The sequence below is a fragment of the Blastocatellia bacterium genome (genome assembly GCA_035275065.1).
Lineage (GTDB): Bacteria > Acidobacteriota > Blastocatellia > UBA7656 > UBA7656 > DATENM01.
The window spans coordinates 74,986-95,349 of the sequence record DATENM010000023.1; the positions used below are offsets into that span (position 1 = coordinate 74,986).

9 protein-coding genes are annotated in these 20,364 nt (G+C 58.7%); all 9 read left to right on the top strand.

Going from position 1 to position 20,364, the window contains the following annotated elements:
• Positions 1 to 2: 2 nt before the first annotated feature.
• The 9 genes from VJ464_04340 (at position 3) to VJ464_04380 (ending at position 20,360) form a co-directional block, all read left to right on the top strand.
• The gene (locus VJ464_04340; protein HKQ04337.1) at positions 3 to 1,946 is read left to right on the top strand and encodes a putative baseplate assembly protein; all 1,944 of its coding nucleotides are present in this window, start codon (positions 3 to 5) and stop codon (positions 1,944 to 1,946) included.
• An 8-nt stretch (positions 1,947 to 1,954) separates the two neighbouring features.
• Positions 1,955 to 4,615 (top strand): phage tail protein, encoded by a 2,661-nt coding sequence (locus tag VJ464_04345; GenBank protein ID HKQ04338.1) that lies wholly within the window; start codon positions 1,955 to 1,957, stop codon positions 4,613 to 4,615.
• Positions 4,616 to 4,631: 16 nt separating this feature from the next.
• On the top strand, positions 4,632 to 6,029 hold the full coding sequence (locus VJ464_04350) for a hypothetical protein (GenBank protein HKQ04339.1): 1,398 nt from the start codon (positions 4,632 to 4,634) through the stop codon (positions 6,027 to 6,029).
• Positions 6,030 to 6,048: 19 nt separating this feature from the next.
• The gene (locus tag VJ464_04355) at positions 6,049 to 7,941 is read left to right on the top strand and encodes a helix-hairpin-helix domain-containing protein (protein HKQ04340.1); all 1,893 of its coding nucleotides are present in this window, start codon (positions 6,049 to 6,051) and stop codon (positions 7,939 to 7,941) included.
• A 15-nt stretch (positions 7,942 to 7,956) separates the two neighbouring features.
• Complete coding sequence (locus VJ464_04360) at positions 7,957 to 10,473, top strand: hypothetical protein (protein HKQ04341.1); 2,517 nt, start codon at positions 7,957 to 7,959, stop codon at positions 10,471 to 10,473.
• A 27-nt stretch (positions 10,474 to 10,500) separates the two neighbouring features.
• Positions 10,501 to 11,754, top strand: a complete 1,254-nt coding sequence (locus tag VJ464_04365; protein ID HKQ04342.1) for a hypothetical protein — start codon at positions 10,501 to 10,503, stop codon at positions 11,752 to 11,754.
• Between the two features lie 20 nt (positions 11,755 to 11,774).
• On the top strand, positions 11,775 to 13,793 hold the full coding sequence (locus tag VJ464_04370) for a hypothetical protein (protein ID HKQ04343.1): 2,019 nt from the start codon (positions 11,775 to 11,777) through the stop codon (positions 13,791 to 13,793).
• Between the two features lie 239 nt (positions 13,794 to 14,032).
• The gene (locus VJ464_04375) at positions 14,033 to 16,051 is read left to right on the top strand and encodes an ATP-binding protein (GenBank protein HKQ04344.1); all 2,019 of its coding nucleotides are present in this window, start codon (positions 14,033 to 14,035) and stop codon (positions 16,049 to 16,051) included.
• A gap of 1 nt (position 16,052) precedes the next feature.
• The gene (locus VJ464_04380) at positions 16,053 to 20,360 is read left to right on the top strand and encodes a hypothetical protein (GenBank protein ID HKQ04345.1); all 4,308 of its coding nucleotides are present in this window, start codon (positions 16,053 to 16,055) and stop codon (positions 20,358 to 20,360) included.
• The last annotated feature ends 4 nt before the right edge of the window (positions 20,361 to 20,364 follow it).

The window sequence follows — 20,364 nt, forward strand, 5'->3', positions numbered from 1 at the left end:
GTATGCCTCTCGAAGAGCCAAAACTGGACGACCGGGAGTTCGAGCAGTTGGTCAGGGAACTGCGCCTGCGCATCCCGCGCTACACAAAGGACTGGACCAACTTCAACGACAGTGACCCTGGCATCACGCTGCTACACCTTTTCGCGTGGCTTTCAGAGATGATGCTCTTCCGAATGAATCAGGTCCCGCTCAAGAACTATATAAAGTTCCTGAAACTGCTCGGCCAGGAACTCCGGCCGGCGAGACCTGCCAGAGCGCGCCTGACCTTTACGGCAACCCCCGGAGCGCAGGCCAAACCGGTCCCGGAACGGGCGCAGGTTTCCGCGCAGATCGATGATGGCGGCGAGCCCCTGATCTTTGAAACTGAAAGAGGGCTGGATGTGATAAGCCTCCCGCTCGAAGACGTGGGCATCTTCGATGGCGCGGCCTTCATAAATGTAACCGAAGCGAATAAGGCCCCCGGCACAAAGTTCCGCCCGTTCGGGTTTGCCCCCGACGTAGGTAACGCGTTTTATCTGGGGTTCAAGCCGCCTGACGAGCCGCTCGATGCGCAGGCCGAACCGTTCCCGCAAGAGATGACCTTCGCCGTCTTTTTGCCGCCGGAGACAACTGCCGGAAGGCCGCAGAAATGCACAGGCGAGCAGAGCCCGCCCGTGCCCCCTGTCAGTCTCGTCTGGGAATTCCGCCCCAGGGCGAACGACACGACCTGGCAGCGACTGAACGTCTTCGAAGACGAGACGGCGGCCTTCACTCGCGAAGGATACATCCGCGTGGAAGGGCCGCGGGAGATAGAACCGTCTGTGGAGGCGCGCCTGAGCCCGACGCCTCGGTTCTGGATTCGCGTGCGGATTGCCGGGCCAGCTACTTACCCGGCGGGCCGAGCTCCGCAGATTGATTTCCTGCGCCCGAATACAGTCAATGCCGTGAACCTCAGTACTGTGCGCGGGGAGATACTCGGCGAGAGCCAGGGGCAGCCGGGCGAGCAGTTTCAACTCTTGAGAAAACCCGTTGACAAAGCATCGCTGAAATTGAGAACCGAGCTGCCCGACAGCGAGCCCGAACAGTGGACAAAGGTAGAGGATTTTTATGCCTCAAAGGCGGGCGATTCGCATTACACCCTCAACGCCACAGCCGCGATCATTCAGTTCGGCGACGGGACGAAGGGCCGCATCCCCGAAGCGGGGGCGCAGGTGATTGCCACGGAATACCGATACGGCGGCGGCGCGCGCGGCAACAACGCGGGCAAGGGGTCTATAAAGAATCCGCAAACGGTACTGGAAGGCATAGATAAAGTTACCAACGAAAGGCCCGCTGTCGGCGGCGCCGACGAGCAGACGCTGGAAGAGATAAAAACCGAAGCGCCTTCGCTGCTCAGGCAGCGTAATCGCGCGGTGACGCCAGAGGATTTCAAGGCTTCGGTTGAAGAGATGGGCGGTGTGGCTAAAGCGAGGGCCTTGTCGCTGTTCCACCCGGATCATCCGGGCGTAGAGGTGCCCGGCGCTGTCACGGTCGTGATTGTCCCTGACAATGAAGAGAAACCACCAAAGCCTTCGGGTGATCTGATTCGCGAAATCTGCGCCGCGCTCGATGAAAAGCGGCTGCTTACGACCGAGGTCTTCGTCAAAGGCCCCGAGTATCAGGAAGTGCGCGTCGAGGCGCGCGTGACGGCCGAGCCATACGCTTCATTCAATGCCGTCACGATCTCTGTTATCAAAGCACTCGATAAGCTGCTGGACCCACGCCAGGGAAAATTCGGCGAGGAGCTGTTCCCAACAAGCTTGTACGGCACTATCTTGCAAGTGCCGAGCGTGGTGGCCGTGCTGTCGCTGAATGTCTTCGTCAACGGCAGGCGGCACGAAGGTCTTAAGCCAATCCAAGTGCCTCTCGACGGTCTGGTCTTCGGCCGTAATCACATCATCACGGTTGAGCCTCGACAGGATCAATAGGACCGTTTATGCGACTTGAACCTCAAGGTGCGACATTCTGGTTGATCGGCGGCCAGGGCGGCTGGGAGAAGCGAACCGCCGAGACGAGCCAGACTGCCGTAAACGACTCTGATGGCGTTCGCCTTGGGGCGGCGCGCGGCGGGCCGCTCTCGCTTGATGCGCCAGATTGCAGCCTCGGAGGTCTTATTCTTCCTCGCGGCTTTGCGCTCGACGGCCAGAACACTTTGTACCTTTTGAGCCGTGAAGACCTCTGCATCAAACGCTACGACCCGGAGACGCGCACATTTCAACGGCTGCCTGAGATTGGCGGCGCGGGGTCCGAGCCGCGCCAGTTTAAGAAGCCCAGGAACATCGCCATTGCGGGCAAATGGCTTTATGTAGCGGACTCTGAAAACCGCCGCGTCCAGGTATTTGATCTCGAAAACCTCGCGCTCACTGAAATCTGGGGGCCGACGGGAGCGCGCGCCGAGTGGCAGCCTGTTGATGTCGCCGAACACAAAAGGAGTGTTTACATACTCGACCGTCACAAAGCCCGCATCTATCGCCATACGCCCGGAAGCCTTCTTCGAGAGCATTCCTCGTGTCCCGGCCGCGAGGACCAGTGGACCAGAATTGCGGTTGACCGGGAAGGTCGCATCTACTTGCTCAAAGAGATTAAAGATCAAGAACCTGTCCTTGAGATGTCTGACTGCAAAGGGCCTGGCTTTAAAGACGCCGGCACGCTTCGCGACCGATTCGACCCTCCGGCAATAAGGCTCGATGAGGCCGGGCGGTTCTGTCTTCCGCCGTCGCTCGCAAGACTATGCGCTCGGCAAATGCCGCGAGCCGCGCCCGCCCCGGAGGCGCAGCTAGGTCTGTGCGCGCCATTCGATAGGGAGCTGCGGAGATGTGAAGAACCGGCGGCTCCGAGGACGGTTCGGACCGCGGCAGGAGCTTTCCTGGTCTACGTCCTTGAGCGCGAGCAACGTCGTGTTCGCGCTTACACAATTGATGGGCTAAGACTGCGCCACGCCTGGGGCCACGCACTCGACTGGAAACCGGTCGATGTGGCCGCGCGCGGCATGATGGCCTGTGTGCTAGACGAAGACGGGACGGTCTATCGACACAGGGCTGGCCGGGAAGAGATACGCGCCGTTGTGCCCACGCGCGAAAGGCCGCCGATCCCTACGCGCATCGCCATTGACAATAAAGGAGCGATCCTTCTTCACGCGCCCGGCGAGCCGACGGTCCTTGTCTATGACTGCCGGGAGAGCAGACGCGGGGAGAGACGCTATAGCGAAGTCGCCGACCTCTTTGAAGCAGCCGAACCGAAGGAAGCGCCCTCGCTATCTACCGGCCTGATCTTTGACAAGCAGGGCGAGCCGGTCGAATCGCTCGACCCAAAGGATCAGTCAGGGCTTGCGCTGTATCAGACCTCAGGTACGTGGCAGGGCAAACCGCTCGACAGCTCGATCTACAGATGTCAGTGGCATCGCATAGAATTGAACGCCTCCGGCCTTCCTCCAGGCAGCCGCATCGAAGTGAGAACCTACGCGCACGAGGAAGAGGAAGATGTTATAGGCGTGCCTGACCAACAGTGGCAGCACGCTTACACAATCCTTGCTCCTATTGAACCGCCACAGTGCGACCAGAAGGATGTTCGTAGATTTGAGTTCCTGGTTCAGAGCGGCAGCGGGCGTTACCTGTCGATCATGATGAAGCTCGACGCGGACAGCTTCAGCACCCCTGTCGTGCAATCGATCAAGGCGCATTACCCGCGAGAGTCTTATCTGAAATACCTGCCCGCGGCCTGGTCTGCCGACGACGAGAGTCGCATGTTTTTGGAGCGATTCCTGGCCATCTTCCAGACCGAGTGGGACGACATAGAACTGCGGATCGACGAGATCGCGCAATACTTCGATCCCGAAGCGGTGCCGGACGGACCTTTCCTCGAATACCTCGCAAGGCAGTGGCTGGCCTTACCGCTTGAAGGCGACTGGAATCAAGGCCAGAAACGTAAACTGCTCGCCGCTGTGCCGAAGATATACCCGCATCGCGGCAAGCTTCGCGGCCTGCGCGATTTCATCGCGGTTTATCTGGCGAACATGGCGAACCTGCCTGCCGACGAGGTGCGCGGCACGGATTTCCCGGTCATCGTCGAAGGGTTCAGAGAGCGGCAACACCTTATCCTCGCGGAGGGCGCAAGCAGGCTCGGACAATCAGGACCACCGCTGTGGAGCGCGAGTGTCACAAGAAGGCTGCAACTCGGGGTCTTCTCCCGCGAAGGCGAAGCAGAGCTTGTATCTACGGGCGACCCTTCGCGCGACATCTTTCACCACTACGCTCACCGCTTCAGAGTGCTTGTCCCCGCAAGCTGGGTGCGAACCGCCGACGACGAGCGCAAGATACGGCGCGCGATTGAGGCCGAGAAGCCCGCGCAGACCCGCTATGACCTGTGCTTGCTTGATGCGCGATTCCGAGTCGGCGTGCAATCGACCGTCGGCGTTGACACGATTATGGGCGAAACGCCACTGACGACGCTGGGCTGTGAACATGTAACGGACCGTCCGCCGAGCCTGCCCCGCAGCGGGCGTCTCGGGTTGGACACAATTTTGACTTCGGCCAGGGGAGACATGGTGATGCGACTCGCCCCGGGCGCTACCGTCGGAAAGGGGTCGCTGCTTGCCTAAAAAGGAGAGTGCGAATATGAGCGAAGAGGATTACAAAGAATGCGCCGACCTGGCCCTTGAGCGGATGCGATATTTCACAGGGCGTTTTATGACTGCACGCGATTTTCGAGACGAGCAGGCTTATCATTGGACGCACAGGCTCCTGCACAACCGGATTCTACATGGCTGGGGTGTGGTCTGCGGGTTACATGTAACCGAGCATCCCTCAAAGGACTGTCGTGATGATCACGTAAAGGTCAGTTCCGGCATGGCCATAGATTGTTGCGGAAGAGAGGTAGTCGTCAGCAAGAACCTCGTGCCTCCGCCGATACCGTGGAAGGAAAGGCCCGCCGAAACGGGTCAGTCATCAAACGAGAGCAAAGATCATGAAAAAGACCATGAGGGTGACCGGCGATACTACCCGCTGCTTTGCTTGGTGTATGAAGAGAAGCTTATAGAACAGGTCCCGGTCCTTTACAGTGAAGGCAACTGCGACGAGCAGAGGCGCGAATACAGCCGCATACTGGAAGGGTACGAATTCAAGTGGAGCTGGGTGCGCCGCCGCGACCTGCCTAAGTACCACTGGAAGGTGCGCAGCAGAGGTTGCGACGATGAGTATGAACAGGATCGCACAGATTACGATAGCACGGCCGATCAACAGGCGACGCAATCAGAGCAAGCTCTCGAAGAAGGGGGCAAGGAACAGACCCCTGAGCAGCGCGCGGATTACGAGGCCCGCGCAAGCTCACGCCCGCGCCCGTGTCCTGAGGACGATTGCGATTCTGACGGCGAGCACTACAAGAGTTGCCTCGCGCCCGCTTGTCCGCCGCACCACTGTATCCCGATTGCCTGGATACGCTCCCGCCCCGGCTCGCCAATTGATAATGACGAAATCGTTATGATGGGCAGGCCGACGCTGCGCCCTCCGGTTCAATCGCTCACGCACATCTGCGAAATCAACTGGCCGCATGGGGGAGTCATGTCGCGCGGTCACCTCGAACGGCTCAAGCGATTGAAGGTGCGATTCGACCGCAGGCTGAAGAAGCCGGAAAAAGGTGCGGGCAGGCGCGGCCCCTACGGCGTCAACGCTTCGACCTTCGTCGTGCAGTATGGCGCAAGGCAAGAGGACCTGGATTTCGTCCCCTACACGACTTCCCCGCACGTCGAGCACGACTGCATAGGGGTTTATTCGCTTAGCCCTGAGGGGGCTGCCGAGGGCGAGCGGGCTTTTTCGCATCTCGAAAACCAGGTCGTTTTCGTGACCCTGAAATGCGATTTCATTTTAGACTGCCACGGCGTGCCGGTTGACGGCAACCACCTCGGAGGGCTTTTGCCGACGGGAGATGGAATTCGCGGCGGCACGTTCGAGAGCTGGTTCCGAGTGCTGCCTGATCACGAGTACGAGAATTACAAGCGCGAGCACAGTCGCGACTAGACTGGAAGGAGTTACGGATATGAGCACCATGACGATGGCGCCGCAAACGGGCGGCCACCGCTGCAACTGCGGATGTTCCGACTGTATGGGTGAGTGCTGCGAGTTGGAGTATCTGGTGCAGCCGCGGTTCTTTTGTGGTCAGCTGTTGACGGACCAGGATCTCAACGCCCTGCTTGAATGGGTGAAAGGCAAAACGGCGCTCGCGCGCTACCGTGACGGCTGGGGAGTGGCCTGCGGACTTGATGTGCATTGCAGCGCGGGGCCGGGCAAGGAAGGGTTCGTGTCGGTGACTCCGGGATATGCGATAGACTGCTGTGGCAACGACATCATCGTTCGCGAAGAGGCCGAGATAGACCTGTCGAAATACTGCCTTGTCGATGAAGGCCCTTGCAGGGACCGGGCTCCGATGTCCGCGCAAAGATCGGCAGCGCAATCGGGAACAACGCCCGGCACTCCGGGGCCGAATCTTAGTTTCGGCGGATGGGAGATTCAACAAAGCGAGGTCCAGGCGGTTGACCTTTTCATCGGTTACGCTGAGACCGCAAGCGACGCGCGAAACGCCCTTGCCAAAAGAGCCTGCGACGCCGTCGAAGTATGCGAATACACGCGGACGCACGAGGGATATCATCTCTACGCGAAGAAGGCCGAACACTGCGACCATTCCGCTGAACGACGCGCGCTCGATTGGGAAGAAGAGTACGGAAGAAAGCTCAAAGAACTCTTCAATGATCTTCAAGCCATCTCCACCATTGGCAATGCAAAGCAGAGGGTTGAGAGGTTGAGCCAGTGGCTCACGAGCCACGCGCTCCACAGCTTCAGCTTCATCCGAGAATGGCTGTGCGAACTTCAAAGACTGAACGAACCGACGGCCGGCTGGTTCGAGAAGATGATCTTCTGGTTGGTGCAGGACTGGCGCAGCCATTACCTCGGGTGTGAATGTTACGGCTGCGGCCCCGACACGGGCGTGCATCTGGCGAGGGTATGGCTTTGGCGGCGAAAGGACGAGCGCGGCAGGGCTTACTGCAAGGTAATATATATCAATCCCTATCCGCCGTTCCGCCGCCCGCTTCAGAGGGAATGCTGGCCCGGCAGGCCCGGTTATTTAAACGTCGCGCGCTTCATCTGGCAGCCTACCGACTACGTCGTAGGAGAGTTGAGCAGTCTTGGCTTTGGCAGTATTTCGACGGCGCCGTTTACATATGGAAACCTCGAAGGGTTGCGCACGAAGTTTGCCGATGATCATCTGTTCGTGCCGCGCGGGGATGGCACGAGAGCCCAAAGATTGATCATCTATTCATACCAGGACATCTGCCAGCAGAGCCGCGTGGTGCGTTTCGGGGTCGAAACGGCGCCCATCAGAACAGATGTAAACGTGAACGCTGCATTGACCAAAGAAGATGTGAAGCCGGTGAATCAAACAACCACAGGCACAGCCGCAAGCTCAGGCTCTACACCAACCACAGCCAACGCGGAGGATGCAAAGCCGGCTACCGGGCCGGGCTTAGAGCCGCCCGCTTCACCGACTACGCCCCTTGCTGATCCGACAGCGGGACCGCCGGTAAACTCAAACGGTCCGGCCTTAATTGCAAATAACAGCCCGGCCGCTGAGATAGTCATAGCGCCGGATGTCCCAATCACGCCAGCCGTTGCAAATCCGGTTGGCAGGACGGCAATTGACCCGGACACCCTTCCGCCAACCCACCCCCTGCTTGAGATTCAGCAAGTGAAGGGTATCGGGCCCGTTTACGCGATGCGCCTCGAAGAGGCTGGCATTATGAACCTGCGAGACCTGTCCAAGAGCAATCCGGCCACAGTGAAGCAGGCGCTGGCCGGCGGCCCGCCGAATCGCCCGGCCGAAGATATTGTCCAGGAAGCCGCAGAGCGGATCAGAAAGTTGAAGGAAGGAACTTAACCTCCGGTAATCGTGATGGAAAGCAAGCGCGTCTATTATGTTGAAAGACAGCGGCTCACCGCCGCGGATCTTCAGTCCGAGCAGGAATACCTGAACGGGTTGGACCTGCGCCACAACCTCAACCAACACATGCCGGGCATCATTCGCGGTCTCCAAATCCGACTCGCCTCTGGCCAGTTCCAGGTTGAGCCCGGCATCGCGATTGATTCGTTCGGCCACGAGCTTTTGCTTCAACAGGCAGAGCCCCTATCGCTTAATGAAGGCGCCGAGTGCGTTGATACCTGGCTCATCTACTGCCGCGAGCAGTCGCGGCTGCGTAAGCCCGGCCGCGCCCCATGCTCAGAGAATACTTTCGAGCGGTGGCGCGAGGCCCCACGCGTACTCGTTACACCTGCTCACAAAGACAATGATCCAGAGTTGCCGGCAGAGGGTGCGGTTTTCCTGGGCAGGATCAACTGCGGGGACCGACGAGACATCGCCTATACGGGGTTGCGCGGCATAGGAGTCGCTGACCCCGGCGTGCGCGCGCTGATGCAGGTCGGCCCGCGTACGGATCGCGACCCTTATGGCTTTGTGTTGAGAGTTGCCGATGAGTCAGGCAACCTCGCTAAAAGAATCGCGATGGACCGGCGCGGCAATAATTACTTGTTCGGCATGGTGCAGTTACTCGATTGCCAACGGACGCTCGTTGTGCCATTGCTTCAGAATACGCTGCGCATGATGGTCAAGGCCAGTAAGCCTGGAGAATCTGGAAAGCAGATTCAGGTAATGATAAGGGAGACACAACAAGGGAATGAGATTAATCTGACATTGATTGACGAAAGCGGTACTCCGCAGCCCGAAGTGCTAACTGTCACGGCCGGCAGACCGCCCAAAGACATAGTAGAGGAGTTAAACAAGAAATCGGCACTGGCGACGTTCATCCTTGTCAACAAAGATACTGAACCCGGTGATGAGAATGTCCAGTTGCTGAGTGTGCAAGACGATGTCCACGCCATTCTGACCAGCGCCAGGGCAATGTTAGAGCTCGCCGACTGGTCGAAAGAGGCTCCGGCAGAAATCATACGGCGCGGGTGCTATGATCCATTGCCCAACGAGAGCTTAACTGATGGGGACGAGCCGAATGGTCTATCTTTTCGTCCTGTATCGAAGCCACCCAAAGGCACACCGCGGCCGAGAATCTACAGCGTAACAGTGCAATCCGGCGACCGCACTATAGAACGGCTGCGCCTTGATCTTGGCGAAAAGAAGGAAAACGATACCACCGTGCGGCTGTCGATAGGCGCGCCACCTCAGGACGATACGCCCTCCGGCATGTGGCTGTCGGTCAGCGGCAATTGCCTGGTTTCTCTCAACCCCAAGAAGGACCCAAAGGACGAGGACGAAGAAACCCTTCCCGCTAGAATCGAGGTAACTGGCTCGATTGAGCAGTCGCCTATAAAGCCCGACCCCACGAATCCACTCTTTCGAGATCTGCTCGTCGCCGCATGGTTAGCCGGATTGCGTAGCTCGATTCAGGCTTCGACGACTATTAACGTTACCTTCGAGCAAGTCCCCCAGTTGATCGAAACCAAAAAGCCATGGGGCTACACCGTGCGCCTGACCAACAACGAGAAAAAAGAGATCACCGCTGACAAGCTGCTTGAGACCATACCCGTTTCTAAGAAAGCGCCGATACGAAGCCTGGGGACGCAAGTCTCAATCCCTCCCAGCAGCAGCACCACCATCTCTGTGAGTCACGAGAAGGATGAAATCCCGGCGGGATTTATGGACATCGAAATCATGGCCAGCGGAAAGATCGGAAACTTCCCCTGGTGGAAATCCAACGAGAAGAAACATATCCCCGTCCTGGAAACGCCGGTGATCGATACCTCGGATGTCCCCGATTCGGTGCCGCCTTCGGCAACCTGGAGCCATGAATTCACTATCAGGAACACTGCTACGCTGCCCCTGACATTGAAGGAAGTGATCGTTACCGAAGATGCGACCGTCCGCAATCTGTTGCCTATGCCGACCGAGATATTACCTGGGGGTGAGAGAGTTGTCGGGCCGGTCCCGCATCCAATCGAGGTAACGTCAGACCTGAGAATCGCCTTATCCATGAAATACCAGTGGCAGAACGGCCCGGAAGATACGCTCTCGCTGGATGAGCCGAAAATAGTAAAAGTAGAACAACAACTCCAGTTTGTTGAGTTCGAGACCCCGGGCGAAATCGAAGTAGAAAGGGACTGGGCGTATGGGTTAAAGCTGAAGAACAAGAGTGCGATGCCGTTGACCGAAATCTCGCTCAAGCACAGGCTCATAAGCGAAAACCTTCCCGTAATGCCGTTTGTAGCCATACCCGATGTGCCGACAACTCTGGACCCGAACGAGTCCACGCTTTCGTTACATATTGCCGGCGTCAAAGCTCCGGTTTCGACCCAGGACACGACAGTCCGGGTGGAGATCGAGGCGCAATACGAACGGGGCGGAAGGGCCTGGCTTTTGAAGCCGGTTTTCTCAGATGAGATCGAAGTCACCGATGGAAGTTAACCCGAGTCGGAAGGAGGTCCGAAATTTATGACGACCGTGATTGTCCCGCGAGTGCATTTTTTTGACAAACAGTTTTTGCGGGTGGACGAATTCAGAGATGAGCAGTTATACCAGCTTGCTGCCAGGCGTCGTCATAACGTAGCCCATCATTCCTGGGGCATCGTTCTGGGCCTGGAGATCGCGCAGGAAGATGGGGCGGTGATCGTTCGCCCCGGCATGGCTATTGATGGCTACGGGCGCGAGCTGGTGCTGCCCGACAAGGAGTACCTTGCGGAGGGAGCTTTTGATGATCTAGGCGCAGACCGGCTCGATGTCTGGCTCGTCTATTCCCGCCGCGATGGGGAGGCTGCGCCCGAAGGATATGGTGGCTGCGGACCTGCGGGTGCGCGCGACGCTTATCGATCAGATGAGGTTCCACGGGTCATTGTCGAGAGGCCCGTTTCAAATACTGTTGATGCGCGGCGTCCGCCGGGCGTGCAGGAGAGTGTGCTGAGCTCGAAAGTGCCCCTGATCTCTGACGATGATAATGACAGGTGGAGGGTCTATCTCGGCCGTATCATTCGCCTTCCCGACGGCACGATTATGATCGATTCCGCGCAGCGGTCTTATGTCGGACTGGTAGGCGAGGTGATAGATCATCCGGCCAATGGTGCGCGCCTGGAGATCGGCAAACAATCGAGCAACAACGACAAGCGCAATATAGGTGAGGTTACATACGAATATGAGAAAGGCGAAGACGCTCAGCGGAAACAGTCGCGGCGCTTCGCTATATTCGTCCCTGAAGCTGACGTGTCGGGGTCGGCTGAACAGCAAGTGAAAATATCGCCTCGCTTCGACATTCTCCAAAGCGGAGTAATGCGTATCCGCGGCAGAACTATAATCAACGGCAACCTACAGATCACCGATGGGGCCGTTCAGTTTAACGAGCCGGCCAGCTTTAGCCCGGAGAACGCCCCGCAGAAGCCTTCAATTTACCGGATAACATCCACAGCCGGCGGGGGCGACCAGTTACGAATAGACCTCGGCTCAGAAAACACTATCGACCGTGAGTTCGTCATCGGGTTTTCTAATGAGGAAGGTGAGTTTGTCACTTGCCTCAAGCTAGAGCTGAAGGACAATGATCCAAATAAACTGACGCCACTCGTCACGATTAACGGAGACCTCATGTTGAATGGCGAGGTGGTAGGAGGCAATTTAGTTCCGCGCGCCTTGAGTCAGGAAGCCTTCAACGCCATCCTGGCAAGCTTCCAGGCGGGGGTCGCCGCCAGCAATAACGTATAGCAGGGAGGGGCTAGCGGTATATGGAACCGCGCATTGGACATTGGCACTGCCGCTACAGGCTAATAGGCGCGCGCCAGGAGGCTGCGCTTGCGGTCGAACGCCTTGAGCGAACGGTGCGGCCGCGCGTGTCCGCGGCTTATGCCGACGCCCTCGCCCACGCCTTCGAAAACGATCCGGCGGTCTATTGTCTGCGCCGCCTCAACGTGCGGCTTGTGCTCGACGGCGCAATGGCCGAAACCGAGGCGAACCTCGCACGTAGATGGGCCGACCGCTTAGGGTCTGCCGTGGTAACGAGCATTGCGCGTGACGGCGACCATAGCGACAACCTCGTTCGGTTCATGGATGAGCCTGATTATGTGGCGCACTTCCTCCTCGACCTGTTGAATGATATGGCATGGCAGCGCTGGTATTACGGCGCGTTTTCAAAGCTCCGTGGTCGTCCGAAAAAAGAGGCAGTGCTGTTCTTATTGATGGAGCACCGAGAGCATCTTTCGGCAATCCTCCGGCGATTGGCGATCCTCGGCTGCCTCAGCCGAGTCCTCGCGCTGATTGACGAACCTGCCGCGCGCGCTCTTTGGTCCGAAGCTGGGGAGACTCGCGCCGAGCTCCACAACGCAGATGGGCATCGCATTTTCGTTCGCAGCGCGATTCACATACTCCGCCTGCTCGGCGTTTGGCCCACCTCAGCGCCTTCTGAGTCAGCCGTTCTTGAAGAGTACCTGAAGAACCGTCCATTGATGCCGGACTGGACGGACCGTCGCTCGCTTGCGGCAGCAGTGCTTAACGTAATACGCCACGCAACTGACCGCGCATACGTGTCGGGCTTGAACTCCGAAACCGCCGAGAAGCTCCCGGAAATCGGCGAACAAATCTCGTCGGAATTCGACTGGCTCGATGTTGAATGGCTGTGCAACGCGCTGTTTGCGATTCTGGCTAAAACCTTGCCCGAACTACGGCAGTCCACTTTGCCATCTCGCAATCCGGCAGCCACCCCCCTGCACCGCCAGATTGTCGAGCGCATCCGCGACCTGTTGCGGGCGGGCAAAGTCAGGCTCAATCTAAATGAGGCGGACACGGCACTGAACGCTATCAGGCTCTATGCAGCGCTGGCGGCTGCCGACCCTGAGCTTGCAAGCCGGGCCGCCGCGCGAGCCGTTATCGATCACCTGTTGATATGCGCCAGGTCGTTTGCGGAAGCTTCCGGCCCCCACACAATCCTGGCTGCGATGCGAATGGGCGGCGGCGCGCCCTCGTTCGCAATACTCCCTCGCCGCGCACAAGACGCACTTAACACGGCTGCAAGTTATGGCCCCGCCGCTGTAGAAGCTCTGGAAGAGATCATCGCGTCAAGAGTGGCTGGAGGCACAGAGGCTTTCACAAAGCGGTTTCAAACCGAGTGTGCGGGACTTTTTTTGGCGGCGCGAGCGATCATTGATGCGCGCATTACGCAGGTGGCCACGGCTTGCGGGGCGGGGCCGGTCTCATCTGTTTTGCTTGCCATCGGTATCGTATGGATGGGACCGCGCGCGCTTCGCGATACGATTACTGACGAGGGCCTCGCCTTCTGGTGCGGCCTTGCTCCTGAGGAGCATTGCGCCACAGAGATGCTCGCAGCCCTTGACGTTGAGGGTTGCCACCGACTTCTTGTGAAGGTGCGTGAGCTGTTTGAAGACCGCGCCGCGCTCTACTCGTCTCTTAAAGAGATTGCTGCGCCAGAATCCTGTCTGGCCGATTTGATCGCAGACCTGCCTCCCGGCGTGATCGTCAACGAATCGCTCGCGCTCACAGCGATCTACGCGATCAGACTTTGGGCGCAGTGGCTGCCCGGCCTGTCCGGTTCGAGCCCGCTTTACCTGCTGCGTAATATGTTGCGGCGAGCGGGCGCGCTGCAAATCAGCGATCATTGCGTAGATGTCCGTCTTCAGCCCGGCCCGTTCGACGTTGTGCTTGAGATGGCCTCCTACACGAAGGAACTCTCCGGGGTCACGTGGCTCGGAGGCCGGAAGGTTATCTTCCACATCGAGCGGAGCTCCGAATGAAGTCCCACATGCCTCCAGAAGTCCTGCTGAATCGCGGCCCATACAGGCGCAGCGCGGAACACTTGCGCGACGAACTTGCACGCGTAGACCTGCTTGTGCGCGCGCAGGTAGTGCGCTGGCGTTTGACCATCGGACAGACAAAGGCGGAAGAGATGTGGGGCATGGTTTATGTGACCGACGCCGAGATTGACCGGTATATGAGTTCTCCTATCGCGCCGCCCGACCGACTGCCCGAATCGTTGCTGCACGCCCTCAAGCCGTTCTGGGAGGCTGAAGCTTTAGCAGGCCGACAAATCCGCGAGAACGTGCAGGCCACGGCTTCTGAAGTCGATCTGAGGGTGAATTCACTCTCCACAGCATTTCAGCTAACCGACCTTGAGCGAGACCTCGTGCTGGTTTGTTTGCTGGCCGAACTCGACTTCCGCTACCGCCGCATGCTCGGTTATCTCCAAGATGATGTTTCCCACAAAAAGCCGCCAGTTGAGCTGCTGCTCCAGATAATGCGCCCGCGGGCCGAATCGCTTGAAGAGGCCCGTGCGGCATTTGAGCCCGAAGGCACGCTTCTGTCAAAACGGCTTCTTGTCTTGAGCGGCGAAGATGACAATCGCGCAACGCGGTCTGTTCGGCTGGATGAAAGAATCGCGTCATACCTTCTCGGCTCGGACGGCCTGGACGCTCGCCTATCGAATGTCGTGGTGAGAAGCGCGGAGGCGGTGAAATGGGATGAGCTACTGTTTGATGATGCGCTCATCGCCCACCTGCGCCACCTGGCGGATTACGTGAGTCTCGGCAAAGCCATCCTGTTTTTTCACGGCCTTCGCGGCAGCGGTCGAGAAAAGGCTGCGCACGCCATCTGCACTCAAAACGGTATGCAGCTTCTGCGCGTGGACGTGGCGGCGGCCCTTCAGGAACAGACGCGATGGGAGGTTATCGTCGATCTCGCGTTTCGAGAAGCGCGGCTCGCCGGGGCCGCCATTTACTGGGCAGATGTCGATCTTCTGCCGCAGGATGAGCAGGCGTCATATCGCGTGGATTACCTGCGGCGCGCCGCCGGCAACTTTCAGGGGCTAACGATTCTGTCCGCAACTGTGGCGGGAGAAAGTTACGCGCAGTTTCGCACCTGCCTGCCTCTGCATGTCGATTTCCCTGTCCCTCACTTCGAACGCCGCCGCAAGATATGGTTGGCCTATCTGCCGCCCGAAGATGAGCTGCCGAACAGAAATGAAATCGCGGAAACGCTTGCCGGGGCGTTTCAGCTCAACGAAGGGCAGGTACGCGATTCGGTCGTCTCTGCGCGAGAGCTTGCGCGGCGGCGCGATGTCTTCAATCCGAAGGTTACGAGCGAAGACCTCTACGACGCCTGCCGTAAACAGGCCGGTCGTCGCTTGCTCGGATTCGCGCGGCGGATCGAGCCCTCGCGCAAGCTCTCGCTCGACGACGTGATCCTGGCCGAGACTAATAAACGGCAGCTTAAGGAGCTATTGAACCGCATACGTCTGCGCAGCCGCCTCTATTCCGAGATGAAATTCGGGCGAAGCCTCGCCGAGCGCAAGGGCCTGCTGGTTTTGTTCGCCGGCTCGTCCGGCACCGGCAAGACCATGTCGGCCGAGCTGCTTGCCAGCGAAGAGGGGGTTGACCTGTATAAGGTTGACCTTTCCGCCATCGTGAGCAAGTGGGTGGGAGAGACTGAAAAGAACCTCAACCGAGTATTTGCGGAAGCTGAGGACTCAAACGCGCTGCTGTTCTTTGACGAATGCGACGCCCTGTTCGGGCAGCGCGGCGAGATCAGAGAGGCGAAAGACCGGTGGGCCAACCTCGAAGTGAATTACCTTTTACAGCGCGTGGAGGAGTATTCAGGGGTAGTCATTATGGCTACGAATCTGAGGCAGAATATCGATGATGCTTTCCTGCGTCGCATTCAAGTCATCATAGAGTTCCCTTCTCCGGACTCGGAATTACGCTTAAAGATATGGGAGCGGAGTCTCCCGCCGCCGCCACATTCAGACATCAGTGAAGACGATTTGCGAAACGTGGCTAACCGGTTTGCAATCACTGGTGGCAACATACGCAACATCGTGATCGATGCAGCCTTCCGCGCGCTGGCAGACCACCGTGCGGGGATTACTCTCCGCGACCTTGTGGATTCAATCGCGCGGGAATACCAGAAGATCGGCAAGCCTATCACTCAGGGAGATTTCGGCAAAGAGTTCTTCGGATGGGTTGTCGCTGATATCCTCTCTCCTCCCGCTGAAGGGTGATATGAGTGCCACTAAGGACCTGTCTTTAGACGTCACCCCGCAGCGCGACCGCCGCCCGCGCGAAGCATCCACCGGTATGGATTCAAGCATTGGCGCTGGTCAGTCATTATTCGCTCCTGCGGCAGAGCGCGAAGGTGTCCTGCCTCCGTCTAACGGTGTTCCGTCGGCAGCCCGCGCTGCCAACCTCATGACCGCTGCGGAAACGTTGCCCGATGTCGCTGCTCGCGCACAGATGAGCATCGCTCTCCAACGCAATGTCGGCAACGCACGCATGGGGGCCATGTTCGGAGCGATGGCCGGACCTAAGGCTTCTCCGCCTGCACCGCCGCCAATTGCTTCGCCTGCGCAGGAGTCGAATCGCCCATCGCCCATACCTTCAGCAGTACCGGCACAGCCGGTCAGTCCCGCTGTGCCCCCGACCCAAGTGGAACCTGCCAGGCCCACAGCTCTGCCACCAGCAAAGACCGCGCCTGTGCCGACTCTGCTCGCGCCGATCTCACCCGCGCCTACATCGCCCGCCGAGGCTCAGACGGTTCCATTCGCAGCGACACCGGCCAAATCGCAAGAGCCGCCCGTGTCGGCCAAAAAGGCCGCGACTGGAACTGCCGCGACTGAAAAGGCACCCGAGCCTGGCTCAGAAGAATCAGCCAAATCTGTTGAGGCCGCGCAGCCGGCGAAGAAAGGCTCGACCGCGCGCGGCGCCAAGCCTGGGGAAAAGGCCGAAGCGGGCAAAGCGCAGACGGCTTCCCCCGAAGGCGCGGCAGAAGAAGGCGGATCGGGCGCAGGGCGCGGCAAAGGCGGACGTTCGGTTCAGCTTAAGATGCCTGAGCCGCCTTCGGACCTGACGCCAGCCGCTCGCCAGCGTGTTCAAAAAGTGAAGGCATCGGCTGGCCAGGCGGCAGCCTCGCACGCGGCGTTGCCGTCGGCCCCGGAATCGGTGAAGCAGGCGCGCACCGCCGTGACCGAGCCGCAGCAGGAAGCCAACGCCCACGCGGGCGCAGACCTGGTTGACGCACTAGGACAACGGCCAAAACCGAGCCCGCAGATCGAGGCAATCTGCGCAGAGATCCGACTGGTGATCGAGGAGAAGCGCCCACCTGACGAAAAATCGCTGGTCAAGGCTGACCCGGAACAGATGGGACAGGAGGCTGGCGATAAGGTGAAGGGCAATGTGCAGGGGGACGTGAAGCGCGTCGATCAGAGCTACGACTCGCTTGAGAAGACGCCCACAGGTACGCCGCAGCAGGGCCAGCCGCTTGAAGCTCTGCCCGCCAGTGCGCCTGTTCCAGCTATGAATGCGTCCCATGCAGCGCCCGACTCAGTGCCAGCGCAGAACGTCTCGCTTAATCAAGACTCCGAAGATGCCAAAGCGCGCATGGGCGAGGCAGGCATGAACAAAGCGCCTGCCAAACTGGTCCAGACCGGTCCCGTTGCCGAAGCCCGCGCCGCGCAGGGCGAGCTTGAGAAAACCGCCGCCGAGGACCCGGCCAAGGTGCTGGCCGCGCAGCAGGCATCATTGAGCAAGGCCAGCGCTGATATGGCGGCATTGCAACAACAGGCGCTCAACGCGCTCGCCACCTCGCGCAGCAAGACAGTCTCCGGCACGACCGGCCAGCAGAAGCAGATGGTTGGGTCTGAAGAGCAGAAACGTACACAGGTGAGCGCGCAGGCACAGGCTATCTTTACGGGTGCTCAAACTCGCGTCAACGGCCTGCTCCAGACGCTCCCGCAAACCGCCATGCAGAAGTGGGACGCGGGGATCACCATCGCCAAACGTCAGTTCAAACAAGAACTGAAGACGGTCGAGGAGTGGATCGAAAAGCGCCATGAGAGTATCTTAGTCAGTTTTGCGGACCGGCTCTTTGGTCTGCCTCCGTGGGTCACCGCCAAATACAACATCGCCGAGAAAAACTTCGGCAACGACGTGTGCAACCTTGCGCGCGAGATTTCTATTGAAGTCAACGGCATCATCATGACGTGCGAGGCGATTATCGCCGATGCACGGACAAAGATCGCAAATCTCTTTGCTTCGCTGCCCGAAAGCCTGCAAGCGTGGGCCGCTGGCGAGCAAGCAAAGCTTGGCGCGCAGCTCGATACGCTGCAAAATCACGCGCACGAAGTCCGCGACAACTTTGACCGCGAACTCGTAGGCCGCGCCGCGCAGAGCGTGCAGGAAGTCCGCGAGGAAATCCACGCGCTGCGTGAGAAGGCGAAGGGGTTCCTCGGCAGGCTCGCCGACGCGATTGATCGTTTCGCCCAAGACCCCGCGAAGTTCATCCTCGAAGGGTTGCTCGACCTGCTCGGCATCCCGCCCGCCTCGTTCTGGGCGGTGGTGGCGAAGATACAGAAGGTCATCGGCGACATAGCGGACGATCCTGAGAAGTTCGCCAACAATCTCATGGCCGCCGTCGGCAAGGGGTTCACACAGTTCTTCGACAACATCCTTGACCACCTGCTGCACGGCTTCCTCGATTGGCTGACGGGCGGGCTGGCGGCGGCCGGCGTCACGCTCCCGAAGGACCTGTCGCTCAAGAGCATCATCACATTCGTCCTGGAGTTGATGGGCATTACGTGGCCGCGCATTCGAAAACTTCTTGCGAAACACATTGGCGAAGAGAACGTCGCGCTGCTTGAAAAGGCCTATTCCATCGTCGCCAACCTGGTCGCGCTGGGGCCTGAGGGCATCTTCGAGATGATCAAGGAGAAGTTGAACCCGCAGGAGATTCTCGATCAGATCATCAAGGCGGCAGTAGATTACATGATGAGCGCCATCATCAAGGCCGTGAGCGCGCGCATCCTCCTGCTGTTCAACCCGGTGGGCGCAATCCTTCAGGCGATTGAGGCAATCTACAAAGTTCTCAAGTGGATCTTCACAAACGCGGCGCGCATATTCCGATTGATCGAAACCATCGTGAACGGGATCGCGGACATCATCGCGGGCAACATCGGCGGCATGGCCAACGCTGTCGAGAAAGCACTCGCCGGTCTCATCGCGCCGGTGATAGATTTCCTCGCAGACTACCTCGGCTTCGGCGACCTCCCGAATAAGGTGAAGGAGACTATCCTCGGCTTCCAGGCGTGGATCGAAGGAATACTCGACCAGGTGATCGGCTGGCTTGTAGAGAAGGGCAAAGCTCTGCTTAAGGCCGTCGGGCTGGGTGGCAAGGAGGGCGAGAAAAAGCCGGACGAAGGAGAAGTCGGTGAGTCGGTCGCATTTACCGCCGGCGGTGAGCAGCACCGGCTCTGGATTGCGGTTAAGGGCGGCAACGCCGTCATCATGCTCGCCAGCGGAGCAGCCGCTCTACTTGACTTCTTGAATAGCGAGCGCGTACAGAAGGCCGTCGATAGTGACGACCAGAAGCCTGCGGATAAAAAGATCAAAGACAAGGTGCCACGCGCCAGGGAGCTAGCCAACGAGGCCGATGTTGATGCGGAAAAAGTACTGAGTTTCATGTCGGGGCAAAAAGAGGACGAGGCCACGCAAGAGAACAAGAAGGTCAAAACCGTGGAACACCAACTGGCGAACCTATTGACCGACATCCTGGGCGCGATCTCGAAGGACGGACTCACTATTTTTGATGTTATAGGGAAGCCGATTGACCCGCTGCCCGAACAGCCGAAGCCAGAAGGATATGTATTTGTAATAAGCCATGGGTTTAAAGAATTGCAGCGAGCGGCGGGTAGGGGTAAGGAAGGTCCAGAACAATACCCTCAGGTCCACGTCGATGAGGTGGGGATAGTAAAGTCAGGTGCGGGAATACTTCGCTATGATTACGACCTCGTCAAGAGGTATAATGCTGCGCTTACGAGGGCGAAGCTGGATGGGGACGAAGCGCCGGGCAATCCAGAAATGCCAGTAAACATGCTTGTGAGCGGCGCTAATAAACCACCGCATTTTAATGAAGGCATCCGTGCTCAGATGGAGCAACTCATTAGGGAGGTCGACGGCGGACAGAATGTTACCGGTGTAGAAGTAATGCTTGGCCGCAAGCGAATCGATTACACGATAACAGTTGATAGGGGTGAAGGGGTAGAGAACGCGCTGGTCGAGTATAAACACTGGACCGGTAATTTGAAGGATGAGCGGCGCGCAGAGTTAGCCGCAAAACTCTTGACGCAATTGACAGCCTATGTCGATCACGCGCGGACCGGGGGTAATGATTATCGACGTCTGATTATCGCGTGGCCGGCATTCTCCAGGTTGGACGCTACCAGCCAAGCCGCGTTCAACAATGTGTTTGAAGCTGTAAAGAAGCATAGCGACAGCAAGCCCGCGAACGAAAAGGTCACGATTGAGATTAAGAATTGAGTCT